19 protein-coding genes, 3 tRNA genes and 1 riboswitch are annotated in these 16,922 nt (G+C 33.7%); of the genes, 14 read left to right on the top strand and 8 right to left on the bottom strand.

From position 1 onward, the window contains the following. Positions 1 to 1,143 (bottom strand): ABC transporter substrate-binding protein, encoded by a 1,143-nt coding sequence (locus tag E0I61_RS13760; RefSeq protein WP_132072095.1) that lies wholly within the window; start codon positions 1,141 to 1,143, stop codon positions 1 to 3. 90 nt (positions 1,144 to 1,233) lie between these two features. Next, positions 1,234 to 1,494 (bottom strand): hypothetical protein, encoded by a 261-nt coding sequence (locus E0I61_RS16495; protein ID WP_235832132.1) that lies wholly within the window; start codon positions 1,492 to 1,494, stop codon positions 1,234 to 1,236. On the opposite strand from E0I61_RS16495, the gene E0I61_RS16500 reads away from it, so the two are divergent. The 7 genes from E0I61_RS16500 to E0I61_RS13795 all read left to right on the top strand — a co-directional run bounded on the left by E0I61_RS16500 (position 1,451) and on the right by E0I61_RS13795 (position 8,180). Continuing rightward, positions 1,451 to 1,618: a DUF5522 domain-containing protein gene (locus tag E0I61_RS16500; RefSeq protein ID WP_235832131.1), complete on the top strand. Its 168-nt coding sequence runs from the start codon at positions 1,451 to 1,453 to the stop codon at positions 1,616 to 1,618. The two genes, E0I61_RS16495 and E0I61_RS16500, sit on opposite strands and share 44 nt — an antisense overlap. Before the next feature lie 2 nt (positions 1,619 to 1,620). Further along, positions 1,621 to 2,136, top strand: a complete 516-nt coding sequence (gene cobU, locus E0I61_RS13770; protein WP_132072099.1) for a bifunctional adenosylcobinamide kinase/adenosylcobinamide-phosphate guanylyltransferase — start codon at positions 1,621 to 1,623, stop codon at positions 2,134 to 2,136. After that, positions 2,133 to 2,780 carry a Dph6-related ATP pyrophosphatase gene (locus E0I61_RS13775; RefSeq protein WP_132072101.1) on the top strand — a complete coding sequence of 216 codons (648 nt, stop codon included), beginning with the start codon at positions 2,133 to 2,135 and terminating at the stop codon, positions 2,778 to 2,780. The genes cobU and E0I61_RS13775 overlap by 4 nt, the downstream gene beginning before the upstream one ends. 18 nt (positions 2,781 to 2,798) lie before the next feature. After that, complete coding sequence (cobT, locus tag E0I61_RS13780) at positions 2,799 to 4,475, top strand: nicotinate-nucleotide--dimethylbenzimidazole phosphoribosyltransferase (protein WP_132072103.1); 1,677 nt, start codon at positions 2,799 to 2,801, stop codon at positions 4,473 to 4,475. A 79-nt stretch (positions 4,476 to 4,554) separates the two neighbouring features. Then, positions 4,555 to 5,361, top strand: coding sequence for an adenosylcobinamide-GDP ribazoletransferase (locus tag E0I61_RS13785; protein ID WP_132072105.1), 807 nt, complete (start codon positions 4,555 to 4,557; stop codon positions 5,359 to 5,361). Continuing rightward, positions 5,346 to 5,882: an alpha-ribazole phosphatase gene (gene cobC / locus E0I61_RS13790; protein WP_132072107.1), complete on the top strand. Its 537-nt coding sequence runs from the start codon at positions 5,346 to 5,348 to the stop codon at positions 5,880 to 5,882. The genes E0I61_RS13785 and cobC overlap by 16 nt, the downstream gene beginning before the upstream one ends. Positions 5,883 to 5,928: 46 nt before the next feature. Then, positions 5,929 to 6,192: riboswitch (cobalamin riboswitch) on the top strand. 77 nt (positions 6,193 to 6,269) lie between these two features. After that, complete coding sequence (locus tag E0I61_RS13795; RefSeq protein ID WP_132072109.1) at positions 6,270 to 8,180, top strand: TonB-dependent receptor plug domain-containing protein; 1,911 nt, start codon at positions 6,270 to 6,272, stop codon at positions 8,178 to 8,180. Positions 8,181 to 8,344: 164 nt separating this feature from the next. Here E0I61_RS13795 and E0I61_RS13800 read toward each other — a convergent pair whose 3' ends face one another. Continuing rightward, positions 8,345 to 9,796, bottom strand: a complete 1,452-nt coding sequence (locus E0I61_RS13800) for a S41 family peptidase (protein ID WP_132072111.1) — start codon at positions 9,794 to 9,796, stop codon at positions 8,345 to 8,347. Positions 9,797 to 9,916: 120 nt separating this feature from the next. Here E0I61_RS13800 and E0I61_RS13805 point away from each other — a divergent pair, with 120 nt between their 5' ends. The 4 genes from E0I61_RS13805 (at position 9,917) to E0I61_RS13820 (ending at position 12,059) form a co-directional block, all read left to right on the top strand. Further along, positions 9,917 to 10,426 carry an RNA polymerase sigma factor gene (locus E0I61_RS13805; protein ID WP_131992720.1) on the top strand — a complete coding sequence of 170 codons (510 nt, stop codon included), beginning with the start codon at positions 9,917 to 9,919 and terminating at the stop codon, positions 10,424 to 10,426. Further along, entirely contained in the window at positions 10,413 to 10,886 is a 474-nt protein-coding gene (locus E0I61_RS13810) for a hypothetical protein (protein WP_132072113.1), read from the top strand. The genes E0I61_RS13805 and E0I61_RS13810 overlap by 14 nt, the downstream gene beginning before the upstream one ends. Positions 10,887 to 10,948: 62 nt before the next feature. Beyond that, the gene (locus E0I61_RS13815) at positions 10,949 to 11,524 is read left to right on the top strand and encodes a DUF4252 domain-containing protein (protein ID WP_235832129.1); all 576 of its coding nucleotides are present in this window, start codon (positions 10,949 to 10,951) and stop codon (positions 11,522 to 11,524) included. A gap of 1 nt (position 11,525) precedes the next feature. Then, complete coding sequence (locus E0I61_RS13820; protein ID WP_132072115.1) at positions 11,526 to 12,059, top strand: DUF4252 domain-containing protein; 534 nt, start codon at positions 11,526 to 11,528, stop codon at positions 12,057 to 12,059. 735 nt (positions 12,060 to 12,794) lie between these two features. Here the strand turns inward: E0I61_RS13820 and E0I61_RS13825 are convergent. From E0I61_RS13825 to E0I61_RS13835, 3 genes are all read right to left on the bottom strand, one after another. Beyond that, positions 12,795 to 12,877 (bottom strand) — tRNA-Leu (locus E0I61_RS13825). A 42-nt stretch (positions 12,878 to 12,919) separates the two neighbouring features. Further along, a tRNA-Lys gene (locus tag E0I61_RS13830) sits at positions 12,920 to 12,992 on the bottom strand. 38 nt (positions 12,993 to 13,030) lie between these two features. After that, positions 13,031 to 13,103 (bottom strand) — tRNA-Lys (locus E0I61_RS13835). A gap of 127 nt (positions 13,104 to 13,230) precedes the next feature. On the opposite strand from E0I61_RS13835, the gene E0I61_RS13840 reads away from it, so the two are divergent. Beyond that, a complete protein-coding gene (locus E0I61_RS13840; RefSeq protein WP_132072117.1) occupies positions 13,231 to 13,749 on the top strand; it encodes a shikimate kinase in 519 nt (172 codons plus the stop codon). Here E0I61_RS13840 and E0I61_RS13845 read toward each other — a convergent pair. Together E0I61_RS13845 and E0I61_RS13850 are read right to left on the bottom strand one after the other, a co-directional pair. After that, entirely contained in the window at positions 13,741 to 14,241 is a 501-nt protein-coding gene (locus E0I61_RS13845) for a phosphoribosyltransferase family protein (RefSeq protein ID WP_131992708.1), read from the bottom strand. The two genes, E0I61_RS13840 and E0I61_RS13845, sit on opposite strands and share 9 nt — an antisense overlap. 81 nt (positions 14,242 to 14,322) lie before the next feature. Next, on the bottom strand, positions 14,323 to 14,712 hold the full coding sequence (locus tag E0I61_RS13850; protein WP_131992705.1) for an RNA-binding S4 domain-containing protein: 390 nt from the start codon (positions 14,710 to 14,712) through the stop codon (positions 14,323 to 14,325). A gap of 79 nt (positions 14,713 to 14,791) precedes the next feature. Here E0I61_RS13850 and E0I61_RS13855 point away from each other — a divergent pair, with 79 nt between their 5' ends. After that, positions 14,792 to 15,802, top strand: coding sequence for an FKBP-type peptidyl-prolyl cis-trans isomerase (locus E0I61_RS13855; protein WP_132072119.1), 1,011 nt, complete (start codon positions 14,792 to 14,794; stop codon positions 15,800 to 15,802). Positions 15,803 to 15,976: 174 nt separating this feature from the next. Beyond that, complete coding sequence (locus tag E0I61_RS13860) at positions 15,977 to 16,888, top strand: hypothetical protein (RefSeq protein WP_132072121.1); 912 nt, start codon at positions 15,977 to 15,979, stop codon at positions 16,886 to 16,888. The last annotated feature ends 34 nt before the right edge of the window (positions 16,889 to 16,922 follow it).

A 16,922-nucleotide genomic window follows, 5' to 3' on the forward strand; every position in this document is an offset into this window, starting at 1 on the left:
TTAATTCAGTTTTTGTGCAAAAGTAAAAGTATAATTTGGAAGCAATTCCGGATGGAAGATTTTAATGTAATCTTTCAATACCAAATCCGGTCTGCTTGGTGCCAATTCATAATAAATAGTTCCTCCAGTTGCACCTAATTTACTTTCAAAAGTATACACATTTTTAGATTTTAAAGCGTCAAATTGACTGTAATGCGTATTGCTGTTTTCGAATTCAGTACTATTTTTAAAAGAACCTGTTGCTATCCAATATTTCGCTGTTTTTGCTTTCTCTAATATTTTTTCAAAAGGCAAACTAAGACTTCCTGTTCCTTCCACATTTGCCCACAAATAATTTGCTTTGGCATCTTTCATAAATTGGGCTACCCAGCTATTTCCTCTTGCTACATACCATTGATTTTGATACATAGATCCGTACAAAACGGTTGCTGTTGGTTTTTTGGTTGCAACCAATTGTATCGCGTCATTGTAATTTTTAACGATTCCATCAAAAAGCGTTTTGGCTTCTTTTTCTTTTCCAAATAAAGCACCGTAAAGCTTAATCCATTCTGCTTTTCCAAGCGGAGTTTGTTCCATCCAGTCCGCTTGAATGAATACTTTAAGACCGCTTTTTTGTAAATTATCAATCATCGGATTGTTGTTGTCAACTCCAAAAGTTACAATTAAATTAGGCTCCAATTCAATGAGTTGCTCCATATTTAATTTTTCGTTTTGTCCTATGTTTTTAACAGCGCCGGCATCAATTAGTTTTCTGGTTTTTTCGGAAGAAACATAATCGGTATGCGGGAAACCCACCAGTGATTTTTCAACTCCCAGCATTTCCAAAAAAGGAATATTGGTAGTTGAAGTAACGACGATTGATTCTAAAGGAACTGGAATTGTGGTGTATTTTTGTAGGCTATCAGGAATGCTGCCGTTTTTTTCTTTTAGTATATAAGTGAAGTTTTTATTGGCTTCAGGCCAAGGATTTGAAACTGTCACTACTGAATATCCTTCGTGCTTATTAATAGAAAGTCCCGAGGCATATTCGATTGTATTTCTTGAATTAGTACTTTCTTTTACGTTCCCGTTTTCACTTTTTTTGCATCCAACGAAAGTTGAAAAAGAGAAAACAAAAAGGATTAATTTAAAGGTGAATTTCATGATTTAATTTTTCAATAGCAACAAAGGTATACCAAATTTATAAAATTTCTTGTTTATTTTTAGCAGTAAAAAATTGAACAAATACTATCTTTACGAAATGAATAGCATTAAAGTCAAAAACTGTTCTACTTGCGGAACTCCTTTCAATTGTGGGGACACACCTGAAGGAAGTAAATGCTGGTGCAACAATTTTCCGCCCATTTTTATTCCGTCAGAAGTGGTGGATTGCCTCTGTTCCAGTTGTTTTACAACTGCTTGCTCCACTAAAATTGACGAATATGTTGCAATACTATCTTCTGAAACGGCAATGGATAATAAAGCTAAAGATTTACCCAAAACGACTGATCTCATCGAAGGAATCGACTATTATTTAGAAAATGGGAACTATGTTTTCAAGGCTTGGTTTCATCTTAAAAGAGGGAATTGTTGTGGCAATGGATGTCGACATTGCCCGTATGGATTTAAAAAAATATAAAAATGATATATTTAATAACTGGCGGCGAACGCTCCGGTAAAAGTAGTTATGCCGAAAATTTAGCAAAAGGATTATCGGATAATCCAATGTATGTGGCTACAGCCAGAAAATGGGATGATGATTTCCAAAAGAGAATCGATCGCCATCAAAAAGATCGTGACGAACGATGGATAAACGTTGAGAAAGAAAAAAATTTGAGCGAAATTGATTTTTCTGGAAAGGTCGCCATTGTAGATTGCGTAACACTTTGGTTAACAAACTTTTTTGTAGATACTAAAAATGATGTTTCATTATGTTTAGAACAAGCTAAAGCCGAATTTGATGCTATTGCCAATCAAGAAAATACGACAATTATTATGGTAACCAATGAAATAGGGATGGGCGTTCATGCCGAAACTCCCATTGGTAGAAAATTCACCGAACTTCAAGGATGGATGAATCAATATATAGCTGCAACTGCCGATACTGTGGTGCTGATGGTTTCTGGAATTCCTGTAACGATAAAAGAAACAAAATGAATTTTGTAACTTCTTGGAGTGGCGGAAAAGACAGTTGTTATGCAATGATGCAAGCAATGATGCAAGGATTTATTCCAAAAGTGCTGCTCAATATGATGAATGAAAACGGAAAAGTGTCCCGTTCTCACGGATTGCCTTTGTCTATTTTGAATCAACAGGCCCAAAAAATGGGATTGCCTCTGGAAGGAATTCCTGCAACTTGGGGTGATTATGAAGCCAAGTTTATTGCAGTTTTGAAAATGCTAAAAGCCAAATATGATTTAGAAGCAGCCGTTTTTGGAGACATTGATTTGCAACCCCACAAAGATTGGGAAGACAAAGTATGTGCCGCAGCATCGCTAAAAGCAATTTTACCTTTGTGGCAACAAGACCGAATCGTTTTGGTAAACCAAATGCTTGAAAAAGGAATTGTAACGATGATTGTTTCTTGTAATACAATGATGGGAGAACATTATTTGGGAAAAATTTTGACCAAAGAATTAGCGCAGGAATTACACGAAAAAGGGATAGATCCTTGTGGTGAAAATGGGGAATTTCATACTTTGGTAATTAATTGTCCGTTATTTTCTGAAGCGATTGAACTGCCTGAATTTACTAGGATTACCTATGAAAATTATTGTTTCATCAATTGGGAAGAAGCATAAAAACAAAATTATTTTAAGATGACTTATTTAGATGAAATTTTAAAATCCCGTCGCGACACACGTCATTTTACGGAGGATCAAGTACCGGATGCTGTTCTAGAAAAAGCGCTGCAAGCGGGCCATTGGGCGCCTTCTGTGGGTTTGACTGATGCAACAAAATACTACCTGATCAAGTCGGCTGAAATAAAGAAAGCCATTAAAAATTTGTTTTTAGATTATGATGAAAAAGCAGTTGCGCTAACGGATGACGAACAACAAAAACTAGCATATAAAGCTCTTAAGCTGGAAGCGATTGAAGAAGCACCACTTGGTTTGGTCATTTGCTATGACCGTTCGGTTTTGAATAATTTTACGATTGGAACCGTTGGAAGTAATGAAGCGGTAAAGTTTAGTGCCGTTTGTGCGGCGCAAAATATTTGGTTGTCTTTAACCGAGCAAGGGTATTCCATGGGATGGGTTTCCATATTGAATTACCATCAGTTCAAGCAATTATTAGGCTTGCCTGAAAATATGGAGCCCTTGGGGTATTTTTGTGTGGGAAAACCGGCTACTAATTATGACAATCAACCCATGTTGCAACAACTGAATTGGAAACAAAAACAAGAAGTTCCATTAGTTGAGGAAATCAGTATTTTGCACGAAAGTAAGGTGGAGAAAGTGTTTTTTGATTCTAAAAAGGAAATTGATACTGCTGCTTTTGCAAATGCGTTACAACATAAAATCGATCAAAAAACTAAGCCCACGGGTTCATTGGGAGTTTTAGAAGTGCTCGCCAAACAAATCGGTATCGTGTTTCAAACTTTAGAACCTAAAATTACAAAACCAAATATAGTTGTTTTTGCAGCGGACCACGGAATTGCAAATCATGATGTAAGTGCCTATCCGCAAGATGTAACGAGACAAATGGTGAGTAATTTTTTGAGTGGTGGGGCAGCAATCAATGTGTTTTGTAAACAAAACAAGATCCAATTAGCTATTGTGGATGCAGGTGTGAATTATGATTTCCCTATGAATACGGATTTGATTTCGGCTAAAATAGGGAAGGGAACACACTCTTTTTTACAAGGACCTGCAATGAGTAAAACAGAAGTTGAATTGTGTTTTATGAAAGGAAGTGAAATTGTTGCCTCTATTGCAAAAACGGGCAGTAATTGTATTGGTTTTGGTGAAATGGGCATTGGGAACACAGCTACTGCTTCAGTTTTAATGAGTATTATTTTAGAATTACCAATTGAAGATTGCGTAGGAAAAGGCACTGGTGTAAATAAAGAACAGTTGAATCAAAAAATTAGTATCCTTAAAAAATGCCTTGCTAATTATGATGGTTCGGATGATTTAGATAACAAGTTAGCCTATTTCGGTGGATTTGAAATCATGCAAATGGTAGGTGGAATGCTTCAGGCAAAAGAAGCCAATATGTTGATTCTTGTTGATGGCTTTATCTGTAGTGTCGCTTTTTTAATTGCCTCTAAAAAGAATCCGTCCATTATTAAAAATGCTATTTTTTGCCATTCTTCTGCTGAGCAAGGACATCAAAAAATATTAGATTATCTAGGAGCTCGTTCTATATTGCAACTCGATTTGCGATTGGGCGAAGGAACGGGTTGTGCCATTGCTTTTCCTATAATTGAGTCGGCTGTAGCTTTCTTGAATGATATGGCGAGTTTTGAATCTGCGGGGGTTAGCGGTCGATAAACGATAGAGACGCACGATTGTAGAGACGCACTGCAGTGCGTCTCTACGTGAGAAATAAAATCAAAATATAATTCCAAAAATGAAGAAAGAAGTACACATATTTTTTACGGCATTAATGTTTTACACCAGGATTCCGTGTCCTAAAAACATCGATCATAATCCAGATTATTTAAATAAAGCGTCCCGTTATTTTCCATTAATCGGGTGGATTGTAGGTAGCGTTGCTTTTGGAGTATACTGTGTTTTTAATTATTTAATTGCTCCTGAAATTGCGATAATCTTCTCTATAATTGCTTCCGTTTTAGTGACGGGAGCTTTTCATGAAGATGGTTTTGCTGATGTTTGCGATGGTTTTGGTGGCGGTTGGACCAAAGAAAAAATACTGATGATTATGAAGGACAGCGCCATTGGTGCTTATGGAGCTATTGGTTTAGTGCTATTGTTAGTGCTTAAATTTCAAGGGTTGACTCAATTAATTGATGTGTCGGATAATCCTAAATTTATAATTTATAATTCACAATTTGTAATTCTATTATTGCTTGTTTCAGCGCATTCCATCAGTCGATTAGCGGCAATTTCAATTATTTTTACCCATGAGTATTCACGGGAAGATGCTTCCAGTAAAAGCAAGCCTATTGCACAAAGTTATTCCTGGAGAGAAGTGGTAGGAGCTTTCTTTTTTGGATTACTACCATTAGTTATTTTATCCTATAACCAATTGCAAATACTGTTGGTTTTAATCCCTGTTTTTCTGACTCGATTTTTTTTAGCCCGTTATTTTCAGAAATGGATTGACGGATATACCGGAGATTGTTTGGGTGCAACCCAACAGGTTTGTGAAGTAGTTTTTTATCTATCAGTTATTGCATTATGGAAGTTTATTTAGTACGTCACACGGAAACGGTTTGCGAAAAAGGAATTTGTTATGGACAATCGGATGTGAAAATCATGGAGCCTTATGACGCTATTTTTTACTCTGTTTTGAGCCAATTGCCTCAAGATGCAATATTATATTCGAGTCCTTTGCTTCGCTGTGTGCTTTTGGCAAATTATATAAAAGACAATTCAGAAATTGCTGTTATTAATGAAGATTTCCGTTTAATGGAAATGAATTTTGGGGATTGGGAAATGAAAAATTGGGATGTAATTCCACCTGATGATTTCACACCTTGGATGACTGATTTTGTAAATGTTCGTGTACCCAATGGAGAGTCATTTACAGATTTACATGATCGAGTAGTTGATTTTATAAATAATGAACTTCATGCAACCAATTCAAAACCAGTAATCATTGTGGCGCATGCAGGAGTGATACGAAGTTTTTTATGTAAAATTTCAGATTTACCTCTAAAAGACGCTTTTCAGAATAAAGTAGGTTTTGGGGCTGTAATTAAAATTGAATTATAAAATTCGCAATTATTTAGGTTATTAACTTAATATAATTTTATCTTTGCCGCCGTATTGAGGTTGAGGTTTGTTTTTTCAAACCACATTAAAAGGGAAGAGAGTGATTGAAAATTAACAATTTTTGATTTCAGATTTAAAAATCCGAAATCATTATTCAAAATTCAAAAATCTCACGCTGTACCCGCAACTGTAAGCTATCAAGCTTGTTGTTATCTACAAAACCACTGAGTTAGCTGAATTTATTTCAGTTCTTGGGAAGGTAAACAACAAGACGCAAGCCAGGAGACCTGCCTATTACATCGAGTATCAAACTTTCGGGAAAAAAGGTTTGGGTATGGGTCATTCTATGCTTTTCTCCCAACAATTATTAAAATTTACATTTTTAAAATGAACAAAAAATTCATTCGCTTTAGTGCGATTGCATTGTTATTTGCAATGAACACTTATGCACAAGAACAAGAGCCAAAACAACTTGATGAGGTTGTTGTTTCCGATTCGAAATTTGCTTTGCCAAAAGAAAAATCAGGAAAAGTTATCGTGAAAATTACTGCCGAAGATTTGAAGAAAAAAGCAGGACAATCAGTAGCTTCAATTTTAAGTACGGTAGCAGGTGTTGAAATCAATGGGAATCAGAGCCGTAATGGTAAAGACTTGGGACTTTATATTCGTGGAGGAAGAAATCATCAGGTTTTAATTTTGATTGACGGTGTTCCGGTAACTGATGCTTCCGGGATTAGCTTATCGTATGATTTGAGATTGCTTCCGGTAGAACAAATTGAAAGTATTGAGATTATGAAAGGCGCTGCAAGTACTTTATACGGCTCTGGAGCAGCGACTGGTGTGATTAATATTACACTAAAAAAAGCAGGCAAGAAAGCTATTGCAGGAAATGCATATGTAAATATAGGCACACAAACAACTGCTAAAAAGGCAGATTATAGTGTGCAAGATTACAATCAGGGCTTTGCGGTAAACGGTGGTTTTGAAAAAATAAATTATTTTGCTTCTTTGAATAGTACGGAGATTACAGGGATTTCTGAAGCAAAACCATTAAATTCAAATACTAAATTTGAAAGCGACGCTTTTTCAAGAGTAAATTCTTTAGTGAAAATTGGTTTTACGCCAACTAAGAAATTATCCTTGGATTTCTTTGCTAATTATGACCGAATGAAAAACGGTTTTGATGCAGGTTCATTTTCTGATGATCTTACAAATTTCAGTCTTTCAGAGCAATTTAGAGTTGGTTTTTCTCCAAAATATAAATACAATAAAGGAGAATTGGTAATTAATACGGGTGCAAATGTAATCAACCGTGACATCTTTAGTTATGGATCTTTATTTCAGGCAAAGTCAAGAAGCGTTAATGTGGATGCCTTTAATAAATATGAAATTTCATCTCAGTTATTTGTGGTTACAGGAGCACAATTCCAGTTCCACGAAATGTCAAACACAAGCCAGTATGATGCAATTACAACTGATGTAGCAAAATTCAATATGATTGATCCCTATGTAACGGCTGTTTATAATTCTGACTTTGGATTAAATTTAAATGCCGGAGCACGTTATACTATTCATAGTAAATACGGAAATAATTTAGTGTATAACGTAAATCCATCGTATAGCTTTTCAGAATCCTTAAAGGTATTGGCTTCTTATAGTACTGCATTTGTCACTCCAAGTTTGTACCAATTGTACTCTCCGTATGGTGATTTGGATTTATCTCCAGAGAAAGATGCGACTGCCGAAGTTGGTTTTGAAGTAAGTTTAGTAAATAAAAAATTGGTGCTAAATGCAGTTGTTTTTCAAAGAGAAGAGGAAGATGCAATAGGATTTGATTTGATGACTTATAAATACTTTAATGTAGATGGGAAAAACAAAGCCAAAGGTCTTGAAACAATGATTTCTTATGCTTTTAATGATAAAGTAAAATTCAATGCCAATTATACTTTCACAGAATTAGAAAGACAATCTCGTATTCTAAATCCAAAACATAAAGTAAATGCTTCCGTGGATGTGCAAGCAACGACACGTCTAGCCTTTAATCTGGCTTATCAATTTATTTCAGACAGATATTTTGAGTATACCACTTATCCGGAACCTACTTATGACCCTGTTTTAAACTCCGAAATTTTGAAAGACTATCAATTAGTAAATGCCAATGTTCGTTATGAATTAATCAAAAACAGATTGAATATTTTTGGTACAGTAGATAATATTTTGGATAAAGATTTTGTTGAAAGTCGCGGATACACTACTAGAGGAAGAAATTTTAAATTAGGTTTGAATTTCTTGTTCTAAAAAATAAATAAAAAAAAATTATTTTAGTTTTAGTCTTAATTCCCGTTCCCTAATTTGGAACGGGTTTTTTGTTGGGAAAAATCGGATTCTTTAATTTTGGATTATAAAAAAAAGAGGCTTTCAGTGATGAAAGCCTCTTTTTTTTATAATTTATGAAATCAATTTTATTCCAATGCTTTCAAAAGTCCTTCTGGAGCTTTCTCAATATACATCTGATTTTGGATTCCTTTTATTGATTTCGAATCTTTAAAAAACTCAAAATCTACACCAGTGCTTTGTTTCAACATTCTGGATGTTCCGGTTATTTTTCCAATAGCGGTACTCAATAAAGGCTCAGCAGTGTCTCCAAGAACGCCATAAGTACTAATTGTTTCTTTTATTAAATAATCAGGTTGTAATCCATTGAAATAATCTCCAAAACCATTTGAATTCACAATTTTTAATACAATCGGTTGCATGGCATATCTGTGGTTTGGGTTTCTGTTTTCTGAACCAAAAGTAGGAGAGTCATATAGTGTAACTGACCCAACATTTTTCCCTACAGTTACATCGCCAATTTGTATTACATTGATGTGAGGCTCTAATCCGTTGATAACAAGTTCACTAGCTGATGCTGAACTTGCGCTAGTCAAGATATAAACTTTAGTCAAGTTTAAACTGTTTATTGCGGTAGTTCCTATTTTGTCAGTAAAGCTATTTATTAAAGCTGCTGGATTGTTAGTTTCAAAATACGCATTAATTTTAGCATTCCATTGTTGCTTTGCAAATACCTTTCCGGTAAATTGTCCCGTAATCATACTCGCTAATCGTGTAGCAGTTTGTACAGAACCACCACCATTGTAGCGTAAGTCTAAAACTAAGTCGGTAACTCCTTGTGATTTTAGAGAAGCAAAAGCATCGTTCAATTGCGTATCATAATTAGCATAAAAACCATTGTACATTAAATATCCTATTTTATGTGAACCGGAAGTTATTACTTTGTTGATTAAAATTGGATTTTCAGATAAAACGGTTTTCGTTAATTCTACTGATTTTCCGTTGGCAACAATAGTAGTTCCGTTATAATCCGCTAGATTTAAGGTGTAAGTTTCGTTTGCACCAAACAATAGTGCCTCATAATTGCTCAAAGTAAGTTGAGTTCCATTTACGGCAGTAAAGAAATCACCACGTTTGATGTTCTTGTTCGATGCATCTGAATTTGCAATGATATAACGAACATAACCAAATATTTCAGTAGTGCTTCCAGGTTTTTTGCTTAAACCAAAATCAATACCGTTATTTTTAGTAGTTCCTTGAAGTGTTCCTTCCAGTTCTAAATAATCATCTACAATCCAACTGAATCGATCAATAGTTTTGTCAACTCTAAGCGCGTCAAACAAATCTTCAGGAACTGGATATCCTTTTAGAAACGTATTTAATGCAGTTTGATCTGCAAATCGATCATCTGATAAATTTGGAACATCTGCCTGCCATAAGTAATATTGATTGAGTCCTTTCCAAATAAAATCTTGAATATCTAAACTGGCTGGTGGTGCAACATCATCATTGTCTTGACAGCTTTGGAAAGTGAAAGCTGCTATAAATAATAAAAGCGTAATTTTGAAACTTGTTCTCATATGTAGGTTTTAATATAATTAACGTAAAAATAGTAACTTTAGTTTTATTTTATGTTTTTTGTTGCAAAAATAAAAATGAATCGTCTACATTATATAACCAGTTTAAAAACCTAATTTTTTATGAACCAAAATGAGTTTGTGCTACTCGTCACTCCTTTTAAAGACAAAGTCTTTAGGCTGGCTAAGCGATTGCTCGTAAGTACTGAGGAAGCCGAAGACGCTACTCAAGAAGTTTTGGTGAAATTATGGAGTAAAAATGGAAATTTAGCGGGGTACAGCAGCGTAGAAGCATTTGCAATGACAATGACAAAAAATTATTGTTTGGACCAGCTAAAATCGAAAAGAACCGGAAATCTAAAAATCGTTCATACAAATTATGTAGATAGAGAACCGGGTCTGGAGAAGAAAATGGAAGATTTGGACAGTTTGAATTGGGTTGAGAAAATAATGGATAAATTACCCGTTCAGCAAAGATTAATAATTCAAATGCGGGATATTGAGCAGTATGAATTTGAAGAAATTGCAAAAATACTCGACATGAATGAGAGCGCGATTCGGGTGGCGCTTTCAAGAGCAAGGAAAACGATACGGGATTATATGACAGAAACACACAATTATGGAATTAGTTAAAATAGAAAATTTATTAGAAAAATACTTTCAGGGAGAAACCAGTATTGCAGAAGAAAATGAATTACGTAATTATTTTTCTTCATCGAATGTTGCGCAGCATTTAGAACAATACAAACCCATATTTGGGTATTTCTCTCTTGCGGCAGCCCATCAGTTTACGCCAGAAATTCCACCACAATCTAAAAAACGTAATGTTGCGTGGATATCAATTGCGGCTTCAGTTGTTGTTTTGCTGGGAATAGGAGCCTATGCTTATTATAGTGCTGATGTTGTAAATAAAAGTCAGGATTTAGGAACGTATGACGATCCTGAAGAGGCTTTCAGAGCAACTCAAAAAGCATTGTCATTATTGTCAGATAATGTAAATGTTGGCATAGAAAGTGTACAGTATATTCAAGAATATCAAACCACAAAAGACAAAATATTCATTAATACTAAAAAACAGTCCGGTGGTTCTTAATTGCCTTGAGTAAACAGTAAAAACAAAAAAAAATAATTTTAAACCATAACAATTTAAAAAAAATGAAATCAACAATCAATAACAACAAAATGAGCAATAATTTCAATAAGAGTAAAAAAATCATACTCACATTAGTATTTGCATTAGTTTCAAGTACATTTTTTGCACAGGCGACTTTTGATAAATTCGACGGACAAGAAGGCGTAACATCTATCATTGTCAATAAAAAAATGTTTGACTTGATGAGTAAAGTAAAAATGGATACTTCTGATAGGGAAACACAACAATACTTGAGTTTGATAAAAAAACTGGATGATTTGAAAGTATTTACTACTAAAAGTGCCAGAATAGAAGGCGAAATGAAAGCTGTAGCCGATAAATACATAAAAACAGCAGAATTAGAAGAACTAATGCGTGTGAATGAAAGTGGTAGAAGCATTAAAATTTTAGTAAAATCAGGGGCAAGTGATTCGCAAATAAGAGAGTTGTTTATGTTTATTGAAGGGGCTAAAAATGACGATACCGTTTTAATGTCTTTGAAAGGTAATTTCGATTTAGATGAACTTTCTGTTCTGACTAATAAGATGAAAATTCCTGGAGGAGAAGATTTGAAGAAAGCAACTAAAGGAAAAAAATAAGATGAAAACTGTTTATGGATTAGCACTGCTATTGAGTTTGTTTCTGATGAGTTGTAACTCGGAACCAACCTTGCAAAAGTATTTTGTGGAAAATACCGAAAACAAAAATTTTATCGCTCTTGATATGTCACCTAATATTTTGAATGTTGATAAAACAAAATTATCAATGGCACAGAGTGATGCTTTGAAGTCGTTTGACAAGATGAATGTTTTGGCTTTCAAATTAAATGGTAAGAATAAAGCGGAATTTGAAATTGAACGCGCCAAAGTTAATTTGATTCTAAAAGACAAAAAGTACCAACAGCTTATGAAGTTTGGCTCAGGTAAAGAAGGTGCTTCGGTGAGCTTTGTAGGGACTGATGAGCATATTGAAGAGTTTGTGTTCTTTGCTAATAAAAAGGAAAATGGTTTTGCTATTGTTCGAATTTTAGGCAAGGATATGAATCCTGCTAATATTATGACTATGATGAGCGTTTTACAGCAATCTAATATTGATTTAGAGCAGTTGAAGCCTTTGCAGCAGTTAATGAAATAAACGCATTCTTAAATCATAAAAAAAGCGTCTTGATAGTATGTCAAGACGCTTTTTTTGTTGGTATTGATTTTATAATGAGTATAGAAATGCAATTACTTGCAAAACATTTTTATGTTTTTAATATCACATTTGCTTCCGTATTCTATAGCTTTAATAAAACGCTAGGTAAGCCCGCTTTTTGACTTCAATTGGAACGTTGAACAATCATCAATGACGCTTTGTTGTCCTTCACTATGTTGTTTATATTAGCTCTGATGATGAAGGCATCTCCTTTTTTTTGTTTAAAGTATTGTTTTTTTTTGCTTATCCACTCGTTTATTATTAAATGAAATATCACCTAAAGGGGGTATTGTGGAAACAGTTTTTTGGTTGTTATTTTGCAATAGACATACTCACAATTTGTTATGTTTTGGAAGTTTATATTGCATCAAAAGGTAAAGAAATGGTTAGTAGAAGGGAATAATAAGGCATGAGAAAAGAAAACAAAAACGATAAGAGATTCCTCTATTTAGGGGCATTTTTTTTTATTACGGGGAGTTTATCGATGGTTTTTTTGATAATAATATTTTTTTTGATTGAACTTGAAGGAACTTTATAATACCGCACCAACCTAATAATACAAGATTGAAGTTGTAAATCGATAGTTGTCGTGTGCATTGTCGTTTAAATATTTAGTATAAAAAAACGCAACTCCTTTGTTTATTGGGGTTGCGTTAGTTTTTTTAATTTATGATGTGACCACGGTGGGATTTGAACCCACACGCCCTTGCGAGCACCAGCCCCTCAAGCTGGCAAGTCTACCGTTTCTCCACGTGGCCTTAAAAAAGAAAAGGTCAAGTAATAAATTACTCGACCTTTTGTGACCCGACTGGGGCTCGAACCCAGGACCCCATCATTAAAAGTGATGTGCTCTACCAACTGAGCTATCGAGTCAATGCTTCAAGAAAAGTATGTGTTGATCACAAAATTTGTGACCCGACTGGGGCTCGAACCCAGGACCCCATCATTAAAAGTGATGTGCTCTACCAACTGAGCTATCGAGTCATATTCTTTCCTTGAATGCGGGTGCAAATATAAGGACTTATTTTGGAGTTTTCCAAGCAATTTTATTATAAATTTGTCTTTTTTTAACAAAATCACTCAACACCTTAATTTGTAAGGTTTTATTCAGATGAAAAAAATTATATTATTGGGTTATATGGGTTGTGGTAAGTCCACAATTGCAAATAAGTTGTCAAAAAATATCGAAATCCCTTTTGTGGATTTGGATAAAAAGATTGAAGAGAAAGTAAATTTGTCCATAAATGCCATTTTTGAAAAGCACGGAGAAATTTATTTTAGAAAGTTAGAACACGAAGTTTTTATCGAATTATTGAATTCGCCGGAACAATTAATCATAGGTTTAGGTGGAGGAACTCCATGTTATGCCAATAATCATGAGTTGCTAAAAGGCGATAATGTAGTATCTGTTTACCTCAAAGCTTCAATAGATACTTTGTTCAATAGATTGAGCCATAATAAAAGTAAGCGTCCTCTTATTGCAAATAAAAGCGACGCTGAGATGAAAGAGTTTATTGCTAAGCATCTTTTTGACAGAAGCTTTTATTACAATCAAGCACAATATAAGGTTGTTGTTGACGATAAGACAATCGACCAAACCGTACTTGATATTGTTACAATTTTAGCTTAAATAGGCATAATTATCATCGTTCTCATCAAAAACTACTTGCACATGCTCCAATAATGATGTTGAAAGAGATATGCCTTTAAAATCAGCTTTTACAGGATACTTTTTGTGGTTTCTATCAACAAGCACTGCGGTTTTAAATTTTTTCAAAGGAACGTCTATAAAATGCCTCACTGCATAAATTAATGTGGTGCCTGAATTTAATACATCATCAACAAGAACTAAGCCTTTATTGGCGTACTGTTCTTTTGATAAGGAAGTGTGGATTGGTAATTCGGGATTTTGTTTATTAATTTGTACTTCGCAAAGCGAAACTTTAAGGGGAGAAATGGTTTCTAAAACCAAAGCTATTTTTTTTGCAAATGTAAAACCGTTAGTGGCAATTCCTGCGATTACAATTTCTTCTTCATCTACAAATGTTTCATAGATTTGGTAAGCAATTCTTTTTATTTTATGCTCGATTTCTTGATTCGTTAAGATGATATTTTTGCTCATTATTTTAGTTTGTTGTTTAACGGTTTACTGTTTAAAATTGAAATAATCATTTTGATAGGTTAAAAAAGTAATGCTGTAGTTTTACTCGTCATCCTCTTTAGTAATTATTTCATTCCCAAATTCATCGATATCTCTTCTGTCTTTTTTGGTAGGTCTTCCTGTGCCATTTTTTCGATAATGCTCTTTGGATAATTTCAGTAGTTCTAAATGTTGATAGGCTTCTGCCGGAGTATCATTTCTTCGATAGATATCAACTAATTTAGCTCCAACACGATTCTCTGGTATATCCAGAACGGTAATGATTTGGGTAATTTGGTCTTTCCGAAACGTAATTTTATCAGTAGGAAAAACCTCTTTTGATGGCTTGGCAACAAGACCATTTACAGTCACATGATTCTTTTTACAGGCTTCGGTGACCATATTTCTGGTTTTATAATACCGCATGCACCATAAATATTTATCTATTCTCATAAATTTTCTAAAATCGGAGTTAAATAGTTTACAAAAATCAATCAATATTGTATCTTGCGCACTTAAAAATTTAGCTATAATGAACAAATTTAAGTATTATTTTATTCTATTAATTACAACTGTCTCTTTATTTTCATGTTCAAAAGATAATGATGCAGCAGATATAACGCCTCCTAGAGATTATGCAGTACAATTTGCTACTGATTTAACTGATATTGAAGAATATTTAAAAAATTATTCTATAACTGTTGTTAATCACGCAGGTTTTCCAGATGATCAAGATGTTACTTTTACAAAAATTACAACAGGCGGAGCTCAACCGTCTATTTATTCTTATTTGAATAGCGCCACTTTTCCTAAACTTTTGAGTAGAGATGTTAGTCTTCATAATATAACTTATAAGTTGTATTATTTAGTGCTAAGAGAAGGGGTGGGACAGTCTCCATGTAATGTTGATGATTTATTAACATCATATAAGGGGAATTATTTAGAACGTCAAACGGTTTCTGAAGTCACAACACTTACTGCTACACAATTTACAGATGTTCCATTTCCTCAAGGGATGTTAAATTTATATCCAAAACCAGAGCTAAATTTGCCAGGCACCATAACTGGATGGGGTGAAGCTTTTCCTCAATTTAAAACAGGAACCTATACTTCTAATGCTGATGGAACGGTAACTCATAAAGATTTTGGAGCGGGAGTGATGTTTATTCCGTCAGGATTAGGGTATTATAGCTCAGGAAGTGCTAGTATTCCAGCTTATGCACCTTTAGTTTTTAGTTTCAAATTATATGAAATGCAAAGGATGGATCAAGACAGAGACGGTATTCCGTCCTATCTAGAGGATCTGGATGGTGATGGCTATATGCGAGTATTAGCAACTGGTGTTGTAAATCCGGATGACACTGATAAAGATGGTATTCCTAATTTTGTAGATATAGATGATGATGGAGATGGATTTAGTACAAAATTAGAAATTACAGGTGCTAATGGCGTTTTAATTCCTTTTATAGACATACCAAGTTGTGCTGGAAATACCACTGATCCTGTAAGAATCAAAAAATATTTAGATAAAAACTGTCACTGATAAGAATATATTAAATAGTAAAGGCTTTCCAATAGGTAATTTTGGAAAGCCTTTTTTTTGTTACCTTATGATATTTTTTTATTAAAGAATATATTTATAAAAAAAACATAATTTTCTTACTTTTTTGAAAAATATAATTGTACGTTTGTAGGATTAATATTAAATATATAAAAAATGAAAAAATTATTAGTTTTATTGGTTTCTGTTGTTTTTGTATCCTGTAGTCAGGATCAGGTTGAATCTACCGATTCTATAGCGGAGACTTCATCGTCCTTTTTAGATGGGAAATTGTTATCTTACAAGGATGATAAGTCATTTATTAAAGAATATTCAGCATTGTCAGAATTGAAGAGCACAAAAGAAATTAAAGGATGGATTTCAAAAAAAGGACATACTTCTCTTCTAAATACTTCGATTGTTTCTGAGGGTATTCAGGATAGTATAATAGATAATACTCGTATTATTTATTCTGATGCTTTAAAAGCAATTGTTAATGATGAATCAAAGTTTAAGATTAATGGCAAAGTGCTTTGGCTTAATGGTATTAATCTTTATGAGCTAAACATAGAAAATAAAGATAAAAATTCTGTGGAACTAATTGGTTTAATAAATGACTTAAAAATTTATGGTAGTGTATTTAATGCAAACAATAAATTAAAAAAAATTAAAGAGTCTTCGACAAGTAGGCTTACAATGCCTAATGTAAATGGTAGTTCGGTTACATACATGAACTCAGCTAATGATAAAAGATATTACATGGTTGTATTTAACGAAACTATTATTGTAAATGGTGTATCTTCTTCAAAAATGTATTTAAGAGCTTCTATGACATATAAATCTTGTTCATTTTGGAGATGTACATACAAAGAAGATACTACAACTGGTCGATTTTTATATTTTAATGTAGCTTTTGTGGAGCCTTGGTATTCATCATTAAATAATGGTTATGTTTATCAAGGAAGTGGTACGCAAACTATTTTATTAGCTACAATGGGTACAGGTCCATTTCAAAGTTTTGATTTCAATATGGATGGAAATTTAAGAATGCAGGTTTCCAATGGGTTTGATTGGACTCAAACATTTTAAATAATATTTATATTTTTTTGTTTAGTTATTATTT

The organism is Flavobacterium ranwuense, from assembly GCF_004349315.1.
Taxonomy (GTDB): domain Bacteria; phylum Bacteroidota; class Bacteroidia; order Flavobacteriales; family Flavobacteriaceae; genus Flavobacterium; species Flavobacterium ranwuense.